General features: G+C 45.1%; 17 protein-coding genes. All 17 read right to left on the bottom strand.

Going from position 1 to position 16785, the window contains the following annotated elements:
• Nucleotides 1–6: 6 nt before the first annotated feature.
• On the bottom strand, nt 7–336 hold the full coding sequence (locus tag Q7U10_08840) for a PilZ domain-containing protein (protein ID MDO8282706.1): 330 nt from the start codon (nt 334–336) through the stop codon (nt 7–9).
• 126 nt (nt 337–462) lie between these two features.
• Nucleotides 463–795 (bottom strand): PilZ domain-containing protein, encoded by a 333-nt coding sequence (locus Q7U10_08835; protein ID MDO8282705.1) that lies wholly within the window; start codon nt 793–795, stop codon nt 463–465.
• A 113-nt stretch (nt 796–908) separates the two neighbouring features.
• Nucleotides 909–3239, bottom strand: coding sequence for a hypothetical protein (locus Q7U10_08830; protein ID MDO8282704.1), 2331 nt, complete (start codon nt 3237–3239; stop codon nt 909–911).
• Nucleotides 3239–3979, bottom strand: a complete 741-nt coding sequence (locus Q7U10_08825; GenBank protein ID MDO8282703.1) for a hypothetical protein — start codon at nt 3977–3979, stop codon at nt 3239–3241. The genes Q7U10_08830 and Q7U10_08825 overlap by 1 nt, the downstream gene beginning before the upstream one ends.
• Nucleotides 3979–6351, bottom strand: coding sequence for a hypothetical protein (locus Q7U10_08820; protein ID MDO8282702.1), 2373 nt, complete (start codon nt 6349–6351; stop codon nt 3979–3981). The genes Q7U10_08825 and Q7U10_08820 overlap by 1 nt, the downstream gene beginning before the upstream one ends.
• Before the next feature lies 1 nt (nt 6352).
• On the bottom strand, nt 6353–6655 hold the full coding sequence (locus tag Q7U10_08815; GenBank protein MDO8282701.1) for a hypothetical protein: 303 nt from the start codon (nt 6653–6655) through the stop codon (nt 6353–6355).
• A 35-nt stretch (nt 6656–6690) separates the two neighbouring features.
• On the bottom strand, nt 6691–7071 hold the full coding sequence (locus tag Q7U10_08810; protein ID MDO8282700.1) for a hypothetical protein: 381 nt from the start codon (nt 7069–7071) through the stop codon (nt 6691–6693).
• A gap of 23 nt (nt 7072–7094) precedes the next feature.
• Nucleotides 7095–8129 carry a phage tail tube protein gene (locus Q7U10_08805; GenBank protein ID MDO8282699.1) on the bottom strand — a complete coding sequence of 345 codons (1035 nt, stop codon included), beginning with the start codon at nt 8127–8129 and terminating at the stop codon, nt 7095–7097.
• Nucleotides 8130–8132: 3 nt separating this feature from the next.
• Complete coding sequence (locus tag Q7U10_08800; protein MDO8282698.1) at nt 8133–8312, bottom strand: hypothetical protein; 180 nt, start codon at nt 8310–8312, stop codon at nt 8133–8135.
• Nucleotides 8313–8323: 11 nt separating this feature from the next.
• The gene (locus tag Q7U10_08795) at nt 8324–11971 is read right to left on the bottom strand and encodes a hypothetical protein (protein MDO8282697.1); all 3648 of its coding nucleotides are present in this window, start codon (nt 11969–11971) and stop codon (nt 8324–8326) included.
• Nucleotides 11971–12273 carry a hypothetical protein gene (locus Q7U10_08790; GenBank protein ID MDO8282696.1) on the bottom strand — a complete coding sequence of 101 codons (303 nt, stop codon included), beginning with the start codon at nt 12271–12273 and terminating at the stop codon, nt 11971–11973. The genes Q7U10_08795 and Q7U10_08790 overlap by 1 nt, the downstream gene beginning before the upstream one ends.
• A 39-nt stretch (nt 12274–12312) precedes the next feature.
• Nucleotides 12313–12750, bottom strand: coding sequence for a DUF1834 family protein (locus tag Q7U10_08785; protein MDO8282695.1), 438 nt, complete (start codon nt 12748–12750; stop codon nt 12313–12315).
• Nucleotides 12750–13259 (bottom strand): hypothetical protein, encoded by a 510-nt coding sequence (locus tag Q7U10_08780; GenBank protein ID MDO8282694.1) that lies wholly within the window; start codon nt 13257–13259, stop codon nt 12750–12752. The genes Q7U10_08785 and Q7U10_08780 overlap by 1 nt, the downstream gene beginning before the upstream one ends.
• A complete protein-coding gene (locus Q7U10_08775; GenBank protein ID MDO8282693.1) occupies nt 13253–13666 on the bottom strand; it encodes a DUF1320 domain-containing protein in 414 nt (137 codons plus the stop codon). The genes Q7U10_08780 and Q7U10_08775 overlap by 7 nt, the downstream gene beginning before the upstream one ends.
• Before the next feature lie 67 nt (nt 13667–13733).
• Nucleotides 13734–14747, bottom strand: a complete 1014-nt coding sequence (locus tag Q7U10_08770; GenBank protein MDO8282692.1) for a major capsid protein — start codon at nt 14745–14747, stop codon at nt 13734–13736.
• Between the two features lie 3 nt (nt 14748–14750).
• Nucleotides 14751–15548, bottom strand: a complete 798-nt coding sequence (locus Q7U10_08765) for a head decoration protein (GenBank protein ID MDO8282691.1) — start codon at nt 15546–15548, stop codon at nt 14751–14753.
• 18 nt (nt 15549–15566) lie between these two features.
• Nucleotides 15567–16700: a hypothetical protein gene (locus Q7U10_08760; protein MDO8282690.1), complete on the bottom strand. Its 1134-nt coding sequence runs from the start codon at nt 16698–16700 to the stop codon at nt 15567–15569.
• Nucleotides 16701–16785 lie beyond the last annotated feature (85 nt).

Here is a 16785-nt window from a genome sequence, read left to right as displayed (position 1 = left end):
TGCAATTTATAAAGTTCTTATGAGTTCTTTGTACTCAGCAGGCGGGTCTATAATTTCAGCTCCTATAATGTATATAACGCCAACATGTATCTCTGAAGATATATTTATCCATTTGATCTCACACTGCAGGGTTATTTCTTCTCTTTTGGCTTGAAATGACAGCTCAAGTTTTGTCCCTTTAACAAAACCGCTTACATCTTCTTCAGGGGCTGTTACTATGGTTGCACCTAATCCTTCCGGAGAAATATTATCTATGAATCCGGCATAACTTTTACCGGATAAGCTGATCTTAACATCGATCTTAACATCTTTTCTTTCTGAACACCTTCTTTCCACTATACAAATATACTATAAGTTGCTACTCTATTCAATAGGTTACAATAATGCGTTACAAAATTAATCATGAGATAATACTAGACACTCATTTAAGAAAACCGTGGTAATAGGGGAGTTGTCAAGCTTTTAAGTTAATTCCATTTCTTTTACGAAATCAAAAAAAGCAGAAGGTGACTCAATAAGTTCCACTCCGATATTCAGTTGTTTATCATGAATGAGAATCCACTTTATCTGACATTTAAGCATTATGTTATCTCCTGAAGGGAGCACACATGTTACTTGAATATTATCATTTGAAGAAAGACCTGCCGGGTATCCGATGAGATCAGGGGTTGATTCAATATATAACCCTCCCATGGACACATTATGAATAAGACTGTCATAGATTTTATCCTTAAAGATAATTTCACATCTGATGTCGACATTTATTCTTGGATGTAACCTCTTTTCAATATCCACTTATTAACTCTATTATTTTATTAAGGACTTGTCAATCATTATTTAAAAGGATGTGATAACGCAAACATTGAAAGAAATTAGCTGAGTCTGCGTTCTTAATCACATGTCCACAATCATCCTACCCACTCCTTCCCCTTGATTTCCACAAAGCCCTTCCGGGACCTTCCGACCCATTCAAGAAAGAAGTTCATGCCGTTGTTAAGGGTGTTCTCAATCGCTATTGTATCGCCTCTTTCGAGGTCGTAATGCTGCCAGAAGAGTGTCGCATCTATTAACCAGAGAGGATTCTTCTTTTGCAAGAGTTTAAATGCCAGGACATGATCTGCCATGGCCTGCGACCGGATAGCGTTGAAGATATAGTTTGTGGGCTTTATTCCGTACTTACCCTGTGAGGTAGAGTCTGAGGCAGTTGCTGTGCCTTGCCATTCTGACTCATCATAGCTCAGCTTCCCGTAGTTCTCCCCAAATTTGGCCGTGAGGTCGTTCTCAATATCCACTCGCGCTGTTTTATGGAAAAGGAACTTTGCGTATTCACCGACAAGCTCAGATGCCTTAATAGTTTTGTCCTCTGTTGGTGCAGTATCAGGGATATAATCCAGGTACCACTTGCCACCTTCCTCGACTAATGTGCTACGGCACTGAGATGCCAGGTTCTCAAGGATTTCCTGCTTTGCCGAGCGGATCTCTTTATTAATACAAAAGGCGAACTTATATCCGCCGGATATGGCTGAGGCATATAATGCCCCTGCTGCCGCAAAGCTTGCCGTATCGATATCAGTCAGCGCATAGCCAAAATAGACGTCGAGGAAGTGCTTAAAGACGTGGTCAGGCCGCTCAATCAGGGCGTTTGCCGTGCCGGTGTATGTCCCGAAGGCGTCGTCTTTCCAGCAGTCAACGTCGGCATTAACACTCGTGCCGATGACAGTGTCGGCGGATGAATTACCGGTAAGACTTGCAGATGTATTTTGTGCTGTTGAAGATGAAGCATCATTAAAGATAGCAACACGACTGGCTGAATTGATTTGGCATTTTATCCCACTCTGTGTGTGTGGGTTAGGGTTATACCCAGAACTCTCGTTGATGTACACAGGAATCAAATCCTTTGACCCTCCACTATACGCCATTTCCAAGCTTACGCTTGTGCCAAGATTAATTGTAGTAGACCCATTCACCCTTTTAAAAACCGTGATACCGCCAATCTTTACCTCACAATAATCGGGGATTCCACAGTTGTTATAAGACACGGTAAATCCAACAGTGGCGCTGTTCCCTTGATATGCAGTAGCAAGGCTGACAAAGGTTATGTTTTGGGTCAATGAACCGCCAAGATCGGAACATCCATACGCGGGAGAAACCAACGTACTGGCATTTTGATTTTGTGAGGCTCCATTAAATTGATGACCGTGAGTAGGATTCGTGACATCTACTCCCAAATTCACCTGCTTTTGCACAACCGGCTTGACTGTGAATTTAATAACCGCCTTTCCTTCATAACCGCTAAGCTCATCCCCACTCTGCCCGGTGTAAGCTGTGTAACCGGTCAACTGCCTGATTTTATCAACATAGACATTGCCTATAGCCTTTACAGGATGATTTTTTATTAGATAGATATACTCCGTCTTAACCTCAAAAACAGCCATTCCTTTATCATGTGCCGCCGCTGTGGTGCTGTTGTATCCCCTGGCGCCTGATGAGGCAAGAGTCAGGGTGTTGCCGCTTCTGGAAGCAATACGTATCTGCTCGCTCTCTGTCTGGATAGTGAAGGCACCGCTGGCAGGGTATTTAGAGGCATCTGACAGAACAAGTGTCCCGATATTGCCGGGGCTGGATGCTGTTATATTGGCGGTCAGATTATCCACTGCCCCTGCGGCAACAGCATGACATTTCACCTGCTGGAGTGAGCCGTATCCAATATTTGCAGGTTTATTAATATCATCAGGATCTGCTCCGGGGTAAACCGCAGCCGTGATCAAAGCTTGTTTGAACTGCTCATCCTTCAACTTCCAGAGCGATGACGCTTGGTAAGTGAAGCTCAGTGTGTCGACATCCTGCGCCTCATCAAGGACGCCCATATGGATCGTTATCGGCTCTCCCGGGACATTGAGATCATTAATAAGAATTTCTTTTATGGTGATAAGCGCACCCTCGAACGGATATGTGCTGCCTATCTGAATAAAGAAGTTGTAAGTGAGGTACGGTTTATTCTTGAATACGAGCGTGATGTCCGCGTTCCTGCCTTCAGAATTGGCACGGTCTATCTCTTCTCCCAGCCCGGAGAGGTCCTTAAGATAATTCTGATAAGTTACACCTGAGACGGTAATGGTTCTGTCTGATATGTGGAGAGTCGGCGCACCTGTGCCCTGCAGGGTGATGTCCAGTAGATAGGCAGAATAGAGCTTGCCATTTGCGATCGCCTGTTTTTGCGCATCAGTAAGTGCCTTCATTATGCCGGTATTTCTTGAAATTCAAGAGTGCATGAATCTTTGTCTGAGCTTTCTTCAGCCAGTCCTATCGGGGATAGTAATTCGCCAAACAACCAGACGCCATTGTGATCACAGAGAAAGAAGGGCTTGCAGCCGTCCCATGCGTCATTGAGCACCTGTATGTTGGTTGATTGTGCTGCGGTCATGCGCGGTAAGGCATAGAGGCGATATGCCCTCGGCTCGCCGTGTTTAATATATCGCGGCTGTCCGCCTGCCTCCTGAAGCCTTTCGACGTTAAACCGCTTGTCCTTATCGCATGGCCGGGAAGGATTGCGCTCGAACTCATAAGTTGAGGTCAAGAACAGTTCAGGTATCTGCGGAATGGCTGACGGGGATGCGACAGTAAGCTTCCAATACTTATGAGTCATCGAGCTATCAAGTGGAATATCAATCAGGGCATTGCCGCTCTGAGTCCATTGCTCCACCTGACTATAATCATCCGCATCATAGTCTGAATATGAGAATGTCAGCGTCAAACCTGAAAGGTTATGCCCTGCAGGGATTAAGAGCCTGTCGATCGCCTTAATAGCCCCCTGATTGACCTTAATTTGAAACGTGGCAGCGGCGGTGATCTTAAATAGGTCAGAACACTCCCTGTCATAGAGACGGTATAGAGGAAACGCGACATCTTCAGTCCCTAATGTGAGGGTGACAGTGCTGGTCTCAAGGATATTTATGTAACACGCCTTGACCTTTGCCATTATTTAAGCGCCTTCGCCAGCCGTGATCTCTCGTTTTTAACCATATCCGCCATCTCTTCATCAATCTCCCGCGCGAGCTGCTTGCCGTCTTTGTTGGCTCCGTTTATATTGATATTCATGCCTGAGAAGTTGATAGTCGTTTTTCTTGAGTTATTATTATTCATACTGGCAGGAGTCACCGCCTCGCCAACATGGAGATAAAACAGACCTTCTTTTTTAACATACGGAGTTCCTGTGGCTAAAGGCTGCGGGTGAAACCCGGACATTGAGCTATCGCTTTGGAAACCGTCGCCGGAAGAGGCTCCTCCGGCAGTTGTGATAATTATTTGTTTATATGTGATATCAGGTATCGAAGCAATCGCGCCCTTGAGGCTATTGACCTGCATTACTGCCCCGGCAGTGTCCACCGTCAGCGTCTTATTCATCTGTAAGCCGTCTATGATCGTGCCCAAGTCAGTGATCTGAGTTGTATACAACTCCATCATCTCAGTAGCCTTTGCCATTGCCGTCTCAAGCGATGTCTTCCACACGCCAATCTGGTCTATCTCTGCCTGTTTCGCCAGCTTAAGAGCATCCTGTGCCATTAAAATCTCTGCCTGAGCCGTTGCATTTTTCTCCAGCGCAGTTGCCACTGCTTCCTCAAGAGATATTCTCTCCTGTCCATCCTGCGTTACAGCGTTGGCTGTCGCCGCCATCGCTGTCTGATACTTTGTCAGCGCGTCTATTTTTGCCTGCCCTGTAAGAGTCAGAGCTGACTTATACTTCAGCTCAAGATCCTCCTGTGTGGAGTAGTATTTCTGCGTCTCGGTCATCAACTTCTGGTTTAATGAAAGCGTCAGATCTGCATATCCCTGTCGCTGATCCTTAATGCGGGTTTCAAGATCAAGAAGTTCTTTAGTCTTCGTCTTCTGCGCCTCGATTGCGGCGTTATGCAGCCCCTTTAATGTTTCATAATACTGACTCCAAGCTCCAAGCCGTGCCTCTGCCTGAGCCTTTTGCACCGCTGTGCCTTGTAACTCCACATCAGTTTCCTGACCAAGGACAAAGAGCATCTGCAGCCGCTTGTTATAGACGGCATCTGTCACATTCAGATATCCTTGCAGCGCCTGAGCCATTCCGCCTGTGGATTTCTCCTGATCCTTGAGGTTCTTCTTGAAGTCATCTCCTGCGAATTTAAGAAGGTCGGCGTTGACATCTTTAACCACATCGGCGTATTTTTCAGCTGCGTCTTTTACGGCTTTGATAGCATCTTTGTTTTCACTAAACCCAGCTGAAACCTTCTTTTGCCGCTTTGCCAGTTCCTCTTGTGCCCAGGCAAGCCCTTCGGTCGCATCCGTAAGCTCTTGAGTCGGCCTGTTCATACCGGAGAGGTCTATGCCGAGGCGTTTATATAGATCTGCATCTAACCATTTACCCACTTCATAGCCAACTCCAGCAGCAATCCCTGCGCCGATACCCCGCGCTGCCAGGGATGCGCTTAATGCTCCAATTTCTACCGCCTTCAATGCTGTTACTATCTTACCTAACATCGGAACTGCGGCAACTATTGCACCTACGGTCAAGGCGGCGGTAAGAGAGTCGGTGTGCTCAATAGCTTTTCCGAGCGCTTCTATCAGCTCCGTTCCAATAGTCTCTTTTAGCTCGTGTATTTTCGCTTCTGCTATCTGTATCTGCTCGGAAGCATTTATTGTCATATCGCCCATATTCTTTGCTTGCCGCCCGCCTTCTGCGATTGCCGCGTTTGCAAGTGCCTGAGATTGTTCTTGTTCTGTAAGCGCATCTTTTGATTTATGCAATACAACGGCATAATCTTCAAATGCCTTGTTTTGATCGACCATAATGCCATACAGCTTCAATCCTCTCATGGTCTGGTTGGCAACCGCATTTGTAATTCCATCAAACGCAGATGCAATATCTGTCCCAGCCACCCTGGCTGCGGAACGGGAGACTTCAAGCAGCTTAACTATCTGGTCGCTTGACAACCCCTGCTGCATACCTTTTACAACACGTTGCATAAGATCGCTGCTATCTATTGCTCCTATAGAAACTTCTTCCATCTTGGCAAGTAACGCATCAGCGTCCTCGCCATAAGCCTTGGTGACATTTTTGAATGATTCTTCAGACTGCATGGCTCCGGCTCCGAGTTTTATGAGTTCAATTGCTTTTGATACAGTTTCCCATGCGGCGTAAATACCTGCCGTAACCTCAAGCCAATGCGACTTTAAACTATCAAATGCTGAACTCATTTTACCGGTAGAGGTAACAGCGGAGTTTTCGACGCTATCAAATGCAGTCTTTGCGCCTTCTCTGACTGCGCTAAAGACTTGCTTTGTGCCGTCTTCCGCGGTTATAGATATTTTTACTTCAGCCATCTTAGCCCTCTTTTGGTTTAGGTGCTTCGTCCTGCATCTGCCTCAGTTCATCTTCCAGATACGCCAACAGCTCTATATCCTCTAAATCAGCCTCATACAACCTTAGTATCGTTCCCGAGTCTACAAGTTCTTTAAGTGCTGTAATCTTTTGCCTGATCACAAGTATCCTTTTACTCTTTTCGTCAAGCTCCGGTATCCAGCAGGCGTTGACACCGGGAACTATTTCACCTTCTTCTACCTCACAAAAGCACGGCGGTTCGACTTCATCTATCTGTAATATCCCTTTACAAATCTCACAGCTCACGCCCGGAAAGTCCGCTTTCGCCCGGATGTAAGCTATTAGTCGTTTTTTGGGTTTATCGGCTCCTCGATAAACTCATCTTCACTAACACACATCTCATTAACAAACTTAGAAAACTTAAAACTCTTTGTCATCAACAGATCAATGTTTATAGGTGTGAACGACAGAGGCTCACCATTTAAAATAAATCCCGGATGATTATGATCTGCCATCTTGCGCCAGCCAATCACTGCCTCTCTGCCAAGCTTTTTATCTGCTATTTCATCCTGATCCGCACTTGTAAGACCAGAATTCTTCTTGGCCTGCTTATTTATAGCCCTCAATTCTGCCTTTGACATCAACCTTAAACACACCTCAGTGTCAATGTCATACTGAAACCATTTGTTTTTATCACCGTCTGTTAAATTGATTTTTGCCATTATCTATTGCCTCCTGTTTTTTTTTACGCTAACGGACTCGTTGTCCTCTTGTTGATCAGATTCACCTGGAACGGTTTTAGTATCCCGGCCATGCCTGTAGGCGCAGCAGTTGTTGCCAGGCAGTCAAACTCAACGACGTTATCAAGCTTGGCTTCTTTTGTAGGCGCATCAGCATCAGAATATGCAAGGTTCGGGAACTGGAGCTTGAACTGCCTGCTATAAGCACCTTCGATCACAGCGCCAGTGAAGGTGATATCCATCTTTTTCTTCACATCCGCAAAGAGATCTGCGATATAGGTTGTGGCTGTGTATCTCGCGAAGGTAAGCTTCAGCTTGATCTCCGGGACTCCCTCATTTGTCGGCTCATCTATCTTATTCGCAGAGCCTGCCACATACTCGCCTTTCAGGTTACGTTTGAATGTAAACTCAAACGCAGACGGAGTTACTATATCTCCATCTGCAAGCGCTCCGCCGGCCTGAGCATTGATCCTGAAGACGCCCTGGCCAAAGAGTACCCGGTTTGTCTTCTCCAGATATGTAACATTGGCAAAGGATGTTAAGTTGTTTACGATTGATGCCACAACCTTATCATTACAGATTTTAATGTACTCGATCATCACCACCTGCCCGGAAACGCCCTTAATAGTGAAGCCCACTATTTTGTCAGAGGGAAATTCATCAACATTGATGATCTTGTTAATTGCCAGCGACGCAAAGAGGCCGTCAATGTTGTCAGCCAGTAGAATACTGTTTACGTATGCTGCCGTGGCGCCCTGCTGTGTCGGGGCCTGAGTGCTCCCCATTGCAAGGGCTATGGGCCTGTCGTGCGAGTCATACCGCAAGTATGCGGGCAATCCGCCCTCAACAACGATATTCCCCTGATCACGATCCTCTGCAAAGGCTAACCCCAGAGAGTTGTCGACTTCGCTATTGATTTTCTTCTTCATGCTGTCCGCCAGGCACAGTATCCCGTCCCCGGCGCCACAGGCTACTGCAGTACCCCATACCGCAGCTTTTTTTAAAGCTACCCTAACTTCTCTTCCGCTTACACTTGGCATGACCTACTCCTCCTTCCCTTTCAAGTTATCAGTTTTGAGTTTCTCGTTGACGACTGTCTTCTTTTTGAATATCTCCTCTCCAAAGTCAGCTTCATCAATCTCGATCTCTGAGCCTTTTTTAAGCAGGCCATACTTCGAGTGTATCGTCCCATCCGCTGCGTCTGTGACTGTTACGTTGATCATAATCTCCTCCCTTATCCTTTTCTGACGTCATTTCTTATTATGAGCGGGAACTCTTTCGCGGTCTGAGGTGATGATCCGTCCGTATTCCGCACCTCAGCCTCGGCATAATATTTCCCTTTTATCGCAGTCTGTGCCGGAGTAAGCGTGTAGGTGCAAGGAATCAGCCCGCCGGACGCAGCTCCGACAGTACAAACCACATTAAATATGGCGGTAGAATCAGCAGCATCTTTGTCAGCCTTCGCCATGAAGTGCACCTTTTTCCCTGTCAAATTCCACGATGTACTAAGATAAATAGTAAACAGGACTTCATCGCCCCGTGTAATCTCCTGTGGTTTACTATCCACTACTGTCCTGGAATTGTTTGCCACACCGCTGACAAGGGTAACAACTTTCCCGTCGAGGGTAGATATAGCTGATGCGATTGCATCAATTTTCGTCTCGTTGGCATTGACGTTCGTATCACTTGCAGGATCAGCGGGCAGATTATCAGTCTTGGCTTTTATGGCATCAACAAGCGCATCTATCGTTTCAACCTTACTGTCCATTGTGCCAACCTTGTCATCAAGAGTCGCTATATCAGTCTTCACTCCAGCGATCTTATCAGTCTCGGTCTTAATAGCTGCTATCTTATTTGTCTCGGTAACAATCTCATCCACGATGCCGTCAACAACGACTACCTTGTCGTCGAGGGTTGCTATGTTTGTAATGGCCGTATCGATCTTGACCTCATTGGCATTAACATTCGTATCGCTTGCGGGATCAACTGGCAGGTTATCGGTCTTTGCCTTTATGGCATCAACAAGCGCATCTATCGTTCCCACCTTGCTGTCCACTGTGACAACCTTGTCATCGAGAGTCGCTATATCAGTCTTCACTCCAGCGATCTTATCAGTCTCAGTCTTAATTGCATCAACGATGCCGTCAACTATAACTACCTTGCCGTCGAGCGTTGCTAAATTTGTAATGGCCGTATCGATCTTGGCCTCATTGGCATTAACGTTCGTATCACTTGCAGGGTCAGTCGGCAGGTTATCGGTCTTAGCCTTTATGGCATCAACAAGTGCATCTATCGTTCCCACTTCGCCGTCCACGGTGACAACCTTATCATCGAGTGTCGCTATATCAGCCTGCACCCCAGCGATCTTGTCAGTCTCAGTCTTAATAGCTGCTATCTTATTTGTCTCGGTAACAATCGTATCCACGATCCCGTCAACTACAACTACCTTGCCGTCGAGGATTGCTATATTTGTAATGGCCGTATCGATCTTGGCCTCATTGGCATTAACATTCGTATCGCTTGCGGGATCATCAGGCAGATTATCGGTCTTGGCTTTAATGGCATCAACTATGCCGTCAATTGTTACAACTGCATTACCTACCGCAACAACAGTTTCACCTACTGCAGAAACATTCCCCTCTGTTGCTGGTGATACTGGGATATTATCTGTCTTTGCTTTGACTCCGGCGATCTTATCAGTCTCGGTCTTTACAGAATCGACAATATTATCAATAAGATCAACCTTGTCTTCTACATTCAATACCTGTCCAGATACTGCGGCGATATCAGCAACTACATCACTTAATCCCTTTGCTTTTATTTGAACGGTGGGGCCGTAAGTATAAGCTGTATTGGCAGACTTATATCGGGTATCAATTGTATCAAGGTCATTGCCATTTACTTCTGCTTGAGTATATTCGACATAATAACTTCCACTTGCTGCATCAACAAGAACTAATGTTCCAGCCGTATTTGTCCATACTCCTTTATTAATACTCTTCTGTGCTTGACCTCCAGCCTCGCCTGGTTCTGGAGTTGCAAAGTCAGCGGCATCAACACAGACTATAGGAACTCTTCTTTTGGTTGCGTCAGCCTCGTTCTTTTTTATATCCATGATATTCCCACCTATCCTGTTTTGATTTGACTGTGTATAGAAATTTATATTTGGATAAACAGAAAGTGATATCTCTAAATCCTGTCCTGTTAAATCATTCTCGGCAAAAGTGATTACATCTTGATAAGTCGAATATCCCTGTTTGCTGATTATTATTGTGTGGTCTTTATAAGTGGTAGCAAGTCCTGCACCTTCTATTCCACCTTGCTGCTGTAAATATCTCTTCAATGGAATGATTTGTTGAGGGACAAATCCACTGGCATTTGAAAGTGCTGAACCGGCTTTATAAATAATTCTTGAATAATGATACACAGCTGGATATTTTGGATAGTATCCTCTTGTTACAGTTGCAGTTTTATTGCCTGTGCCGCCAATAGCTGTGATAAGCATAAATTCTGCATCTTGAACAATGACATCTCCGACTGCAAAGCCAAAAGTCAGCCAGCTCGTAGAAGCGACTATGTCTATAGCAGATGATAGAACTGTTATCGCATTTGTAGATATACTCAGATTGTAGGATACGATATTCCCATCCATATCCTTGATGAGACAAGCTGCTCCACTAATGGGATTGCCCAAAATATCATTAATTAAAATATCTACATAGGTTGTCCTGTAAATATTACTTGGCCCATTAGCCTTTATCTTGTTGTCTCCATGAACACAATCATTAAGCCGGGCGGTGGTTGGAGATTGGCCTGCATAAGCCAATAGATATTCCGTACTATGTGTACCATCTAAAACTACTCCCGTAACAAAATCAGACAATCCTTGTCCTGCCATAGAATATCCAGAAAGGCTGTTATGAACTCTGGCATTGGATATAACTGAACCATTGCCTCCGCCTATTCCACCAGATGAGCTTCTATATATACAGATATCATCGATGGTGTATGCACCTGATTGAACTACACAACCATTAGCATGTATTCCCTTTAGGATAACTGTGCCACCATAATTTCCTACATAACATCCGCCATAGGCTAATGACCTGTTTAAGTGTTTTATTGCAGTGTCATAAATAGTAATATTCCCAGTTATACCAGAGTCATTACCTACGCCTATAGCATTTGAATTTTGTCCATTTGAGTCATGAACAATGACGGATCCTTCAGATGGAAGCCCATTAGACAGAGAACCTATGACAAAACTACCTGCTGGATTTGAGCCAATAGCGAACCCATGATTCCCGGGGAAAAAGAAAAGTTCATTAGTAGAAGCAAAGTTCCCAGGCGTTGAAGAATAATCACCAATCTGTATTCCGCCTTCGCACATCCAGTATTTTGTATTGACACAATAAGGATATGTTTGCTGGATTTTACTAACCACTCCCCAACGGTCTTGTTTAATAGTTATGGTATCGCCATTACTTAATCCTGTGAAAACTATTCCATTAGTATCAAGAGTGAAATATTTTTTAATAGTGATTGCAGAACCGCTTGAAATATCAATTCCTGTTTCCGTAACTGTCTCTCCAGATCTATTCTTTCCAGTCAATGCAAGTGTAGCTCCTGCCCTTGCTGTGCATGTTATCTTTAATTGGACTCCATGACTATCAGCTACCCACGGTTGAGTTGTAACCAAGCCAAAAGTCTGTGTTCCGAGAGAAATAGAGAATGGACTTCCAGAAGCCGCGCCAGTATATAACTGCCTGCCATTTACGGCTGCGATGTCAGCATTGTAAATATCAGCCATCGTACATGGAGTGACTGCTGAGTAACCAGTAATTAAAATATTTCTCTGTGTTGATGGAAATGTGATTGCCATTAACCCTCTATTACTTCTCTGATTGCGAAAAGTGCAGGCAATGATAAAACCCTTTCCTGATTATTCCTGATGACTATGTTTTCTGATTCTATAATTTTGATTGCTACATCAGAGGTATCTTCAGGGATAGAAAGTTCCTCTATGTTAAGTGATTGCAATTCTTCAATCATCGCATTCAATTTATCAAGATGTATTTCGTCTTCAACTGTTGCCTGGCGAACAAATATATTAGGGTCATCAGTTGTGAAATACTCTAAAACTCCTGTCTTCCTTTTACTTGTTGATATATGAGGTAATGGCATATCGCTCCTCCGTTAATATGTGAATATCTCTTCTATGATTTATTCATAGACAATATCGAAATTGGTCTGAAATTTTATGTTATAAGCTGTCGCCAGGTGTGTGCTTAATAAAAGTGTCACATCAACCGGCTTCAGCTTCTCGATATCCATCCCGAAGTCCTGATTGGTCAAATATTTCAGGACGTCTTTGATCATGTCGTAACAGCCGTTAGTATCCTTCCGCCGGGCCTCACCGCCCTTGAAGTTTTTGGAAACGACGATAATATCGAAGTCAGGAAGATCGTTATAAACAGTCCCGTCAACCCATTCGAGTTTTGACCCGCCGTAAGCCACATAAACAGCTGGGAAGTTCCCCACAAGTTTATCTATCTCAGATGCGAGCTGGCCGGCATATGACTCGACATTTTTAAGGTATTTCATATTTGCCTTAAGCTCAGCGATTACCTTGTCTTCAACCTGAACAAAATCTATCGACATTAGTCAGTTACCTTGTCAATCTCAGATTCGATGAAGCTTCCGAGGTTTAAATTCGCGGCCTGCGTTATAAACGGCCGCTTACCAAACTTTCTTGACGATCCTCTTCCCTCATGTATGACATCTGCGTACTCTGCCGCGTTATAAACAACCCCTTCAAAGTGCCCGGCTGTAACTGTCAGGCCTCCATTGCCAGAAGTCTCTCCAGGTAGAAGAAAATAAAGCATCTGTCTTAGCCATCCTGTTCTGACCGGCACAGGCCATCCACCGCCCGGGATTGATTGCGGAATGTTCTTGCGCCCTTTTATCTTCCATTTGCCATTTTCCTTGACAGCCTTCCCTGTGATCCTTGACTTTGCTCCTGCGCCTGATAGATTTTTATGCGCTTCTCTATGAATTTTCTTAGTGGCTTTCTCAATGCCTGACTGAATAGCCGCAGGAATACCCATCTTCATCCTGTCCAGCTTATGGTTAAGATTTTTGTCATCTATGACAAATTTTAAAATCAGCATAATTTACCAAAGTGGGTTGATTTAACGACCCCTGATGTAAAGTCCGGATCAGGCACATCATCTTCTTCGACAATATCAAGCACTACTCTTCCGGCTGCAATGGACTGTAATGTATTAATAGCGTCCTTATACATCGTCCTCCGGGTGTCAGGTATCTCCTCGACCTTGCGAGCATAAAGATAGTAGATAGCGATATCAACTGACAGCTTTCTTATAAGGTCCGGTATCGACAAGAGCGGGAGTGTGTATCTGGACCTCAGATAACCATTGATTTCTCCTTCAGCCGACGCTATGGCATCTAAGACCTTTACTGGATCAATTTCATCGGCGGAGTTGTCATCAGTAAGCTCAATAATTACCTGTTCGGGAATACGTTTCTTTATGTCATCTTCATTGCAATATGCCATTTAATCCTCAATAAAAAAGGGCAGGCGGTAAACCGCCCGCCCCTTTCAGCGATCTTTTCTGAGTTTATTAATTGCTTGACTTGACCTTCACAAGGACTCCCGGCCTTGCACAGAGCGGCAGCGGGTTGCTCTGTGTATGGAGATCATAGCCTCTCCCATGCTTACGCTCTGAGATCTTGGCGTAGATCGGCTGGCCAATGGTATTGACGGTCTCATTAAAGTCAGCAGGAGCACAGAAGGTCTTGAATGTGTCATTCGTCCCTGTCGGGAACGCATGCCCTTCTTCAGCCGTGATGAACTTCCTTACGTTACCGGCCTTGTCGGTCGCTTCACCGATATACTCCTCAAACATGATCGGGCCGAACCTGAAACCCTTTCTCATGTCAGACCGGAGCGCCTCGCCGTTCTGCCATCTGGCATATGCTTCTTTGACTGTCGCATGATTCGTCAGCTTGTCAAAGAACTCAGGAGACACGAAGGCATGTATTCCGTTCATGACCTCACCCTTAAGATTCTTTTCAAGATGTCTCGCAAGCTCATTGCACTTGTTGATGACCTTTGTGGTTGCAGTGCCGAGAACAAAATCTATCTCCTTGGCCTCTATCTCAAACTCGGTATAGAGGTTGTAGAGGGTTGAACCGTCGGCATCAAGGATTATCCCCTTGAGAGCACCCATGCGCAGATGCTCAAGCGTTATGGAATGCTTATTCTTCATGCTCTGAAGTTTCTCATTGACTGCATCTGCTATGGTCTTGAGCACATCCTGTTCAGCGCCGAATGCCCTGACGCCTTCAACTTCTTCAGGAAGCACAACATCGTCATGCGGGATATGAGGTATTACAAATGACCTCACTTTACGCTTGCCGCTTATTCCGGCATCTCCCGGCGCCCCGATCGGCTGTGTCTGCAATAAGTTGAGAACGCCATTCTGTTCTTCAACATATATAACTCTCGTCCTCACTCCCTTGAACGGGAAGAGGTTCATCTCTCTCACTTTGCCGTAGTTATTCGGCAGGATGTTTATCGCCTGTGAAAGTGAGGCGACATTAAATGCAGGATCTTTCGCTAAGTTGACAAACATGGTTTATACCCCCTCCCTTGTGGTAACAAGTTTTGCTTCAAGCTCTGCCAATGCAGCAGCCTTTTGTGGTTCCGTTATGCCCGCCGGCCATACGATACCCAAACTCTTTAGCACGGCATCTCTGACGATAGCTACTCCTTCCACATCTGCGGAACTTGCATCAATCGCAGATGTCAGCATGCCGTAAGCATTCTGTGAGCCGTTAATCGCGGCAGGAGCAAGCTGTGTGACCTTCCCGCTGCCGGCACCAACAACGATAGTGAACTTATCACCAACGATAAAGTCCGTGGCTCCGTCATTGACTGTAAAATTAATCTGATCGTTCACATAAGCAACTGCAACAGTTGCATCCGGCAAGGCATTGCCGAGTGGGTTTATAACCTTGAATTTCCCGCCATTTTCAACAGCAGTAATGCATTCAATCGTATAAGTGCCGAGCAATGCGTCAGCCCCCATCGTAACGCCTGTACATGTTCCATTACCGGTGTTGTCTGCATCAGCTGTGATCGCCCCAAGCGCTTTTGTGATCTTCCCGACTATTGCGCCGATTAAAAGATTCTGTCCTGATATGACCGTCACTTTCTCCCGGGAGACCCTATCATCAGCCTCCTTCAGTAAAACATCGCTCAGATAATTGCCCTCTGCATAGGCAATCCCAAGTGCGATACCTATAAGCGGCAAAACGGCAAGCGCTTTAGGCGCAACCACTCCGACAATCCCGATCCCCATAACCATGATGAGGGTAATCACGATCAACCCCATAAGTGAAAACTTCCTCTTCTCTCTTTTTGTCAGCTTCATTGCAATGGCCTCCTTACTTTATTTGTCAGTTATTCCTGCTCTTTCTTTTGCGTTCTTTATTAGAGGGCTCTCCCCTCCGCTGCTGCCGGCAGGGGATTTGGTTTTATCCCTGTCTTCATTGTCCTTTGACTGAAATGCCGGGTCTGTTGGAAACTTCTCTTTTGCCCTAAACAAAAGGCTGTCATGCGTCTTTTGAAGGCGGTCAAAGGAACAACCTTTGAGGTAATCTGTCTCTTTCTTCTTGGCATCGTCCGTGTTATCAATCTCGCCTAAAAGCGTAGAGGAATGAACTGCGTCTTCAACAAGCTTGTCCTTCACCTTCTGCCCGATCTCAGCCATCGGCCCAAGCTCCTTGATCTTCTTTTCATGATCAGATATCGTTGTCTCTTTTGCAGTTATCTCGTCCTTCAACCCTTTGACGAAATCAACGATCTCCTGAATATATCCGTCTTCTGAAAGGGTCTTCTGGAAAATCTCCTTAAACTTCTTGATAAGGTCCTTCATCTTTTCAATTCCTCCTTGTTTCTCATGCTTGAATTTATCGTCATCAGCTGTCTTTGAAGCTGCGCCATATTGTGCCCCGAGATAAACATAAGAGCCCTCATTTGTCTTTCCCGCACCCTTGTATTCCCAGTAAAGGATATTCTCCTCATCATCCCTGACCGGAGCCAGCTTGTCGGCGCTGAATCCTATTGAAGCAAAGTCATAGATACCGGCCTCGATCTTAATGAGGTCCTGATCGCTAATGCCTTTCTTCGGAATGTATATCCATGGAGAGAAAAAGATAACTTCCTTCATGCCTGCTGGAAGTTCGATGTTCTCGTCGATCTTCTTCGCATCCTCTATGGTCATACTCTCTTTCTCAACTGCGAAGATCTTGCCTATCGCTGACCTGACCTTCTTATCATGATCAAGCAGCCAGGTCTTCTTTACTGCGGAATCGATAAACCCCTGTAGTGTCTCATCACTGAAACGCTCCCCGTCACGGTCAATGGCATTATTAGCAAGACGTATCTGGGACACATAAAGCTCATCAGCCGTAAATACCCTCTTTGTAAATCCGTTTATGATCGCAAGCTGAGTATCGTCAGGAGTGGTTATAACCGCTTTGGCGCCGAATGATTTAAGGATCTTATTTTTTGTGATCTTCATCTGCTCTTTGTTCCTTCAATCCCGGATCTTTTAAAATCCTTCAGAGCATCATCTGAAGTCTTCTGCGTTATCTTGTCTGTCTTCC

The sequence above is a fragment of the Thermodesulfovibrionia bacterium genome (assembly GCA_030646035.1).
Lineage (GTDB): Bacteria > Nitrospirota > Thermodesulfovibrionia > UBA6902 > UBA6902 > JACQZG01.
Note: the sequence above shows the minus strand (reverse complement) of the source record. Positions and strands in the feature narration are given on the sequence as shown.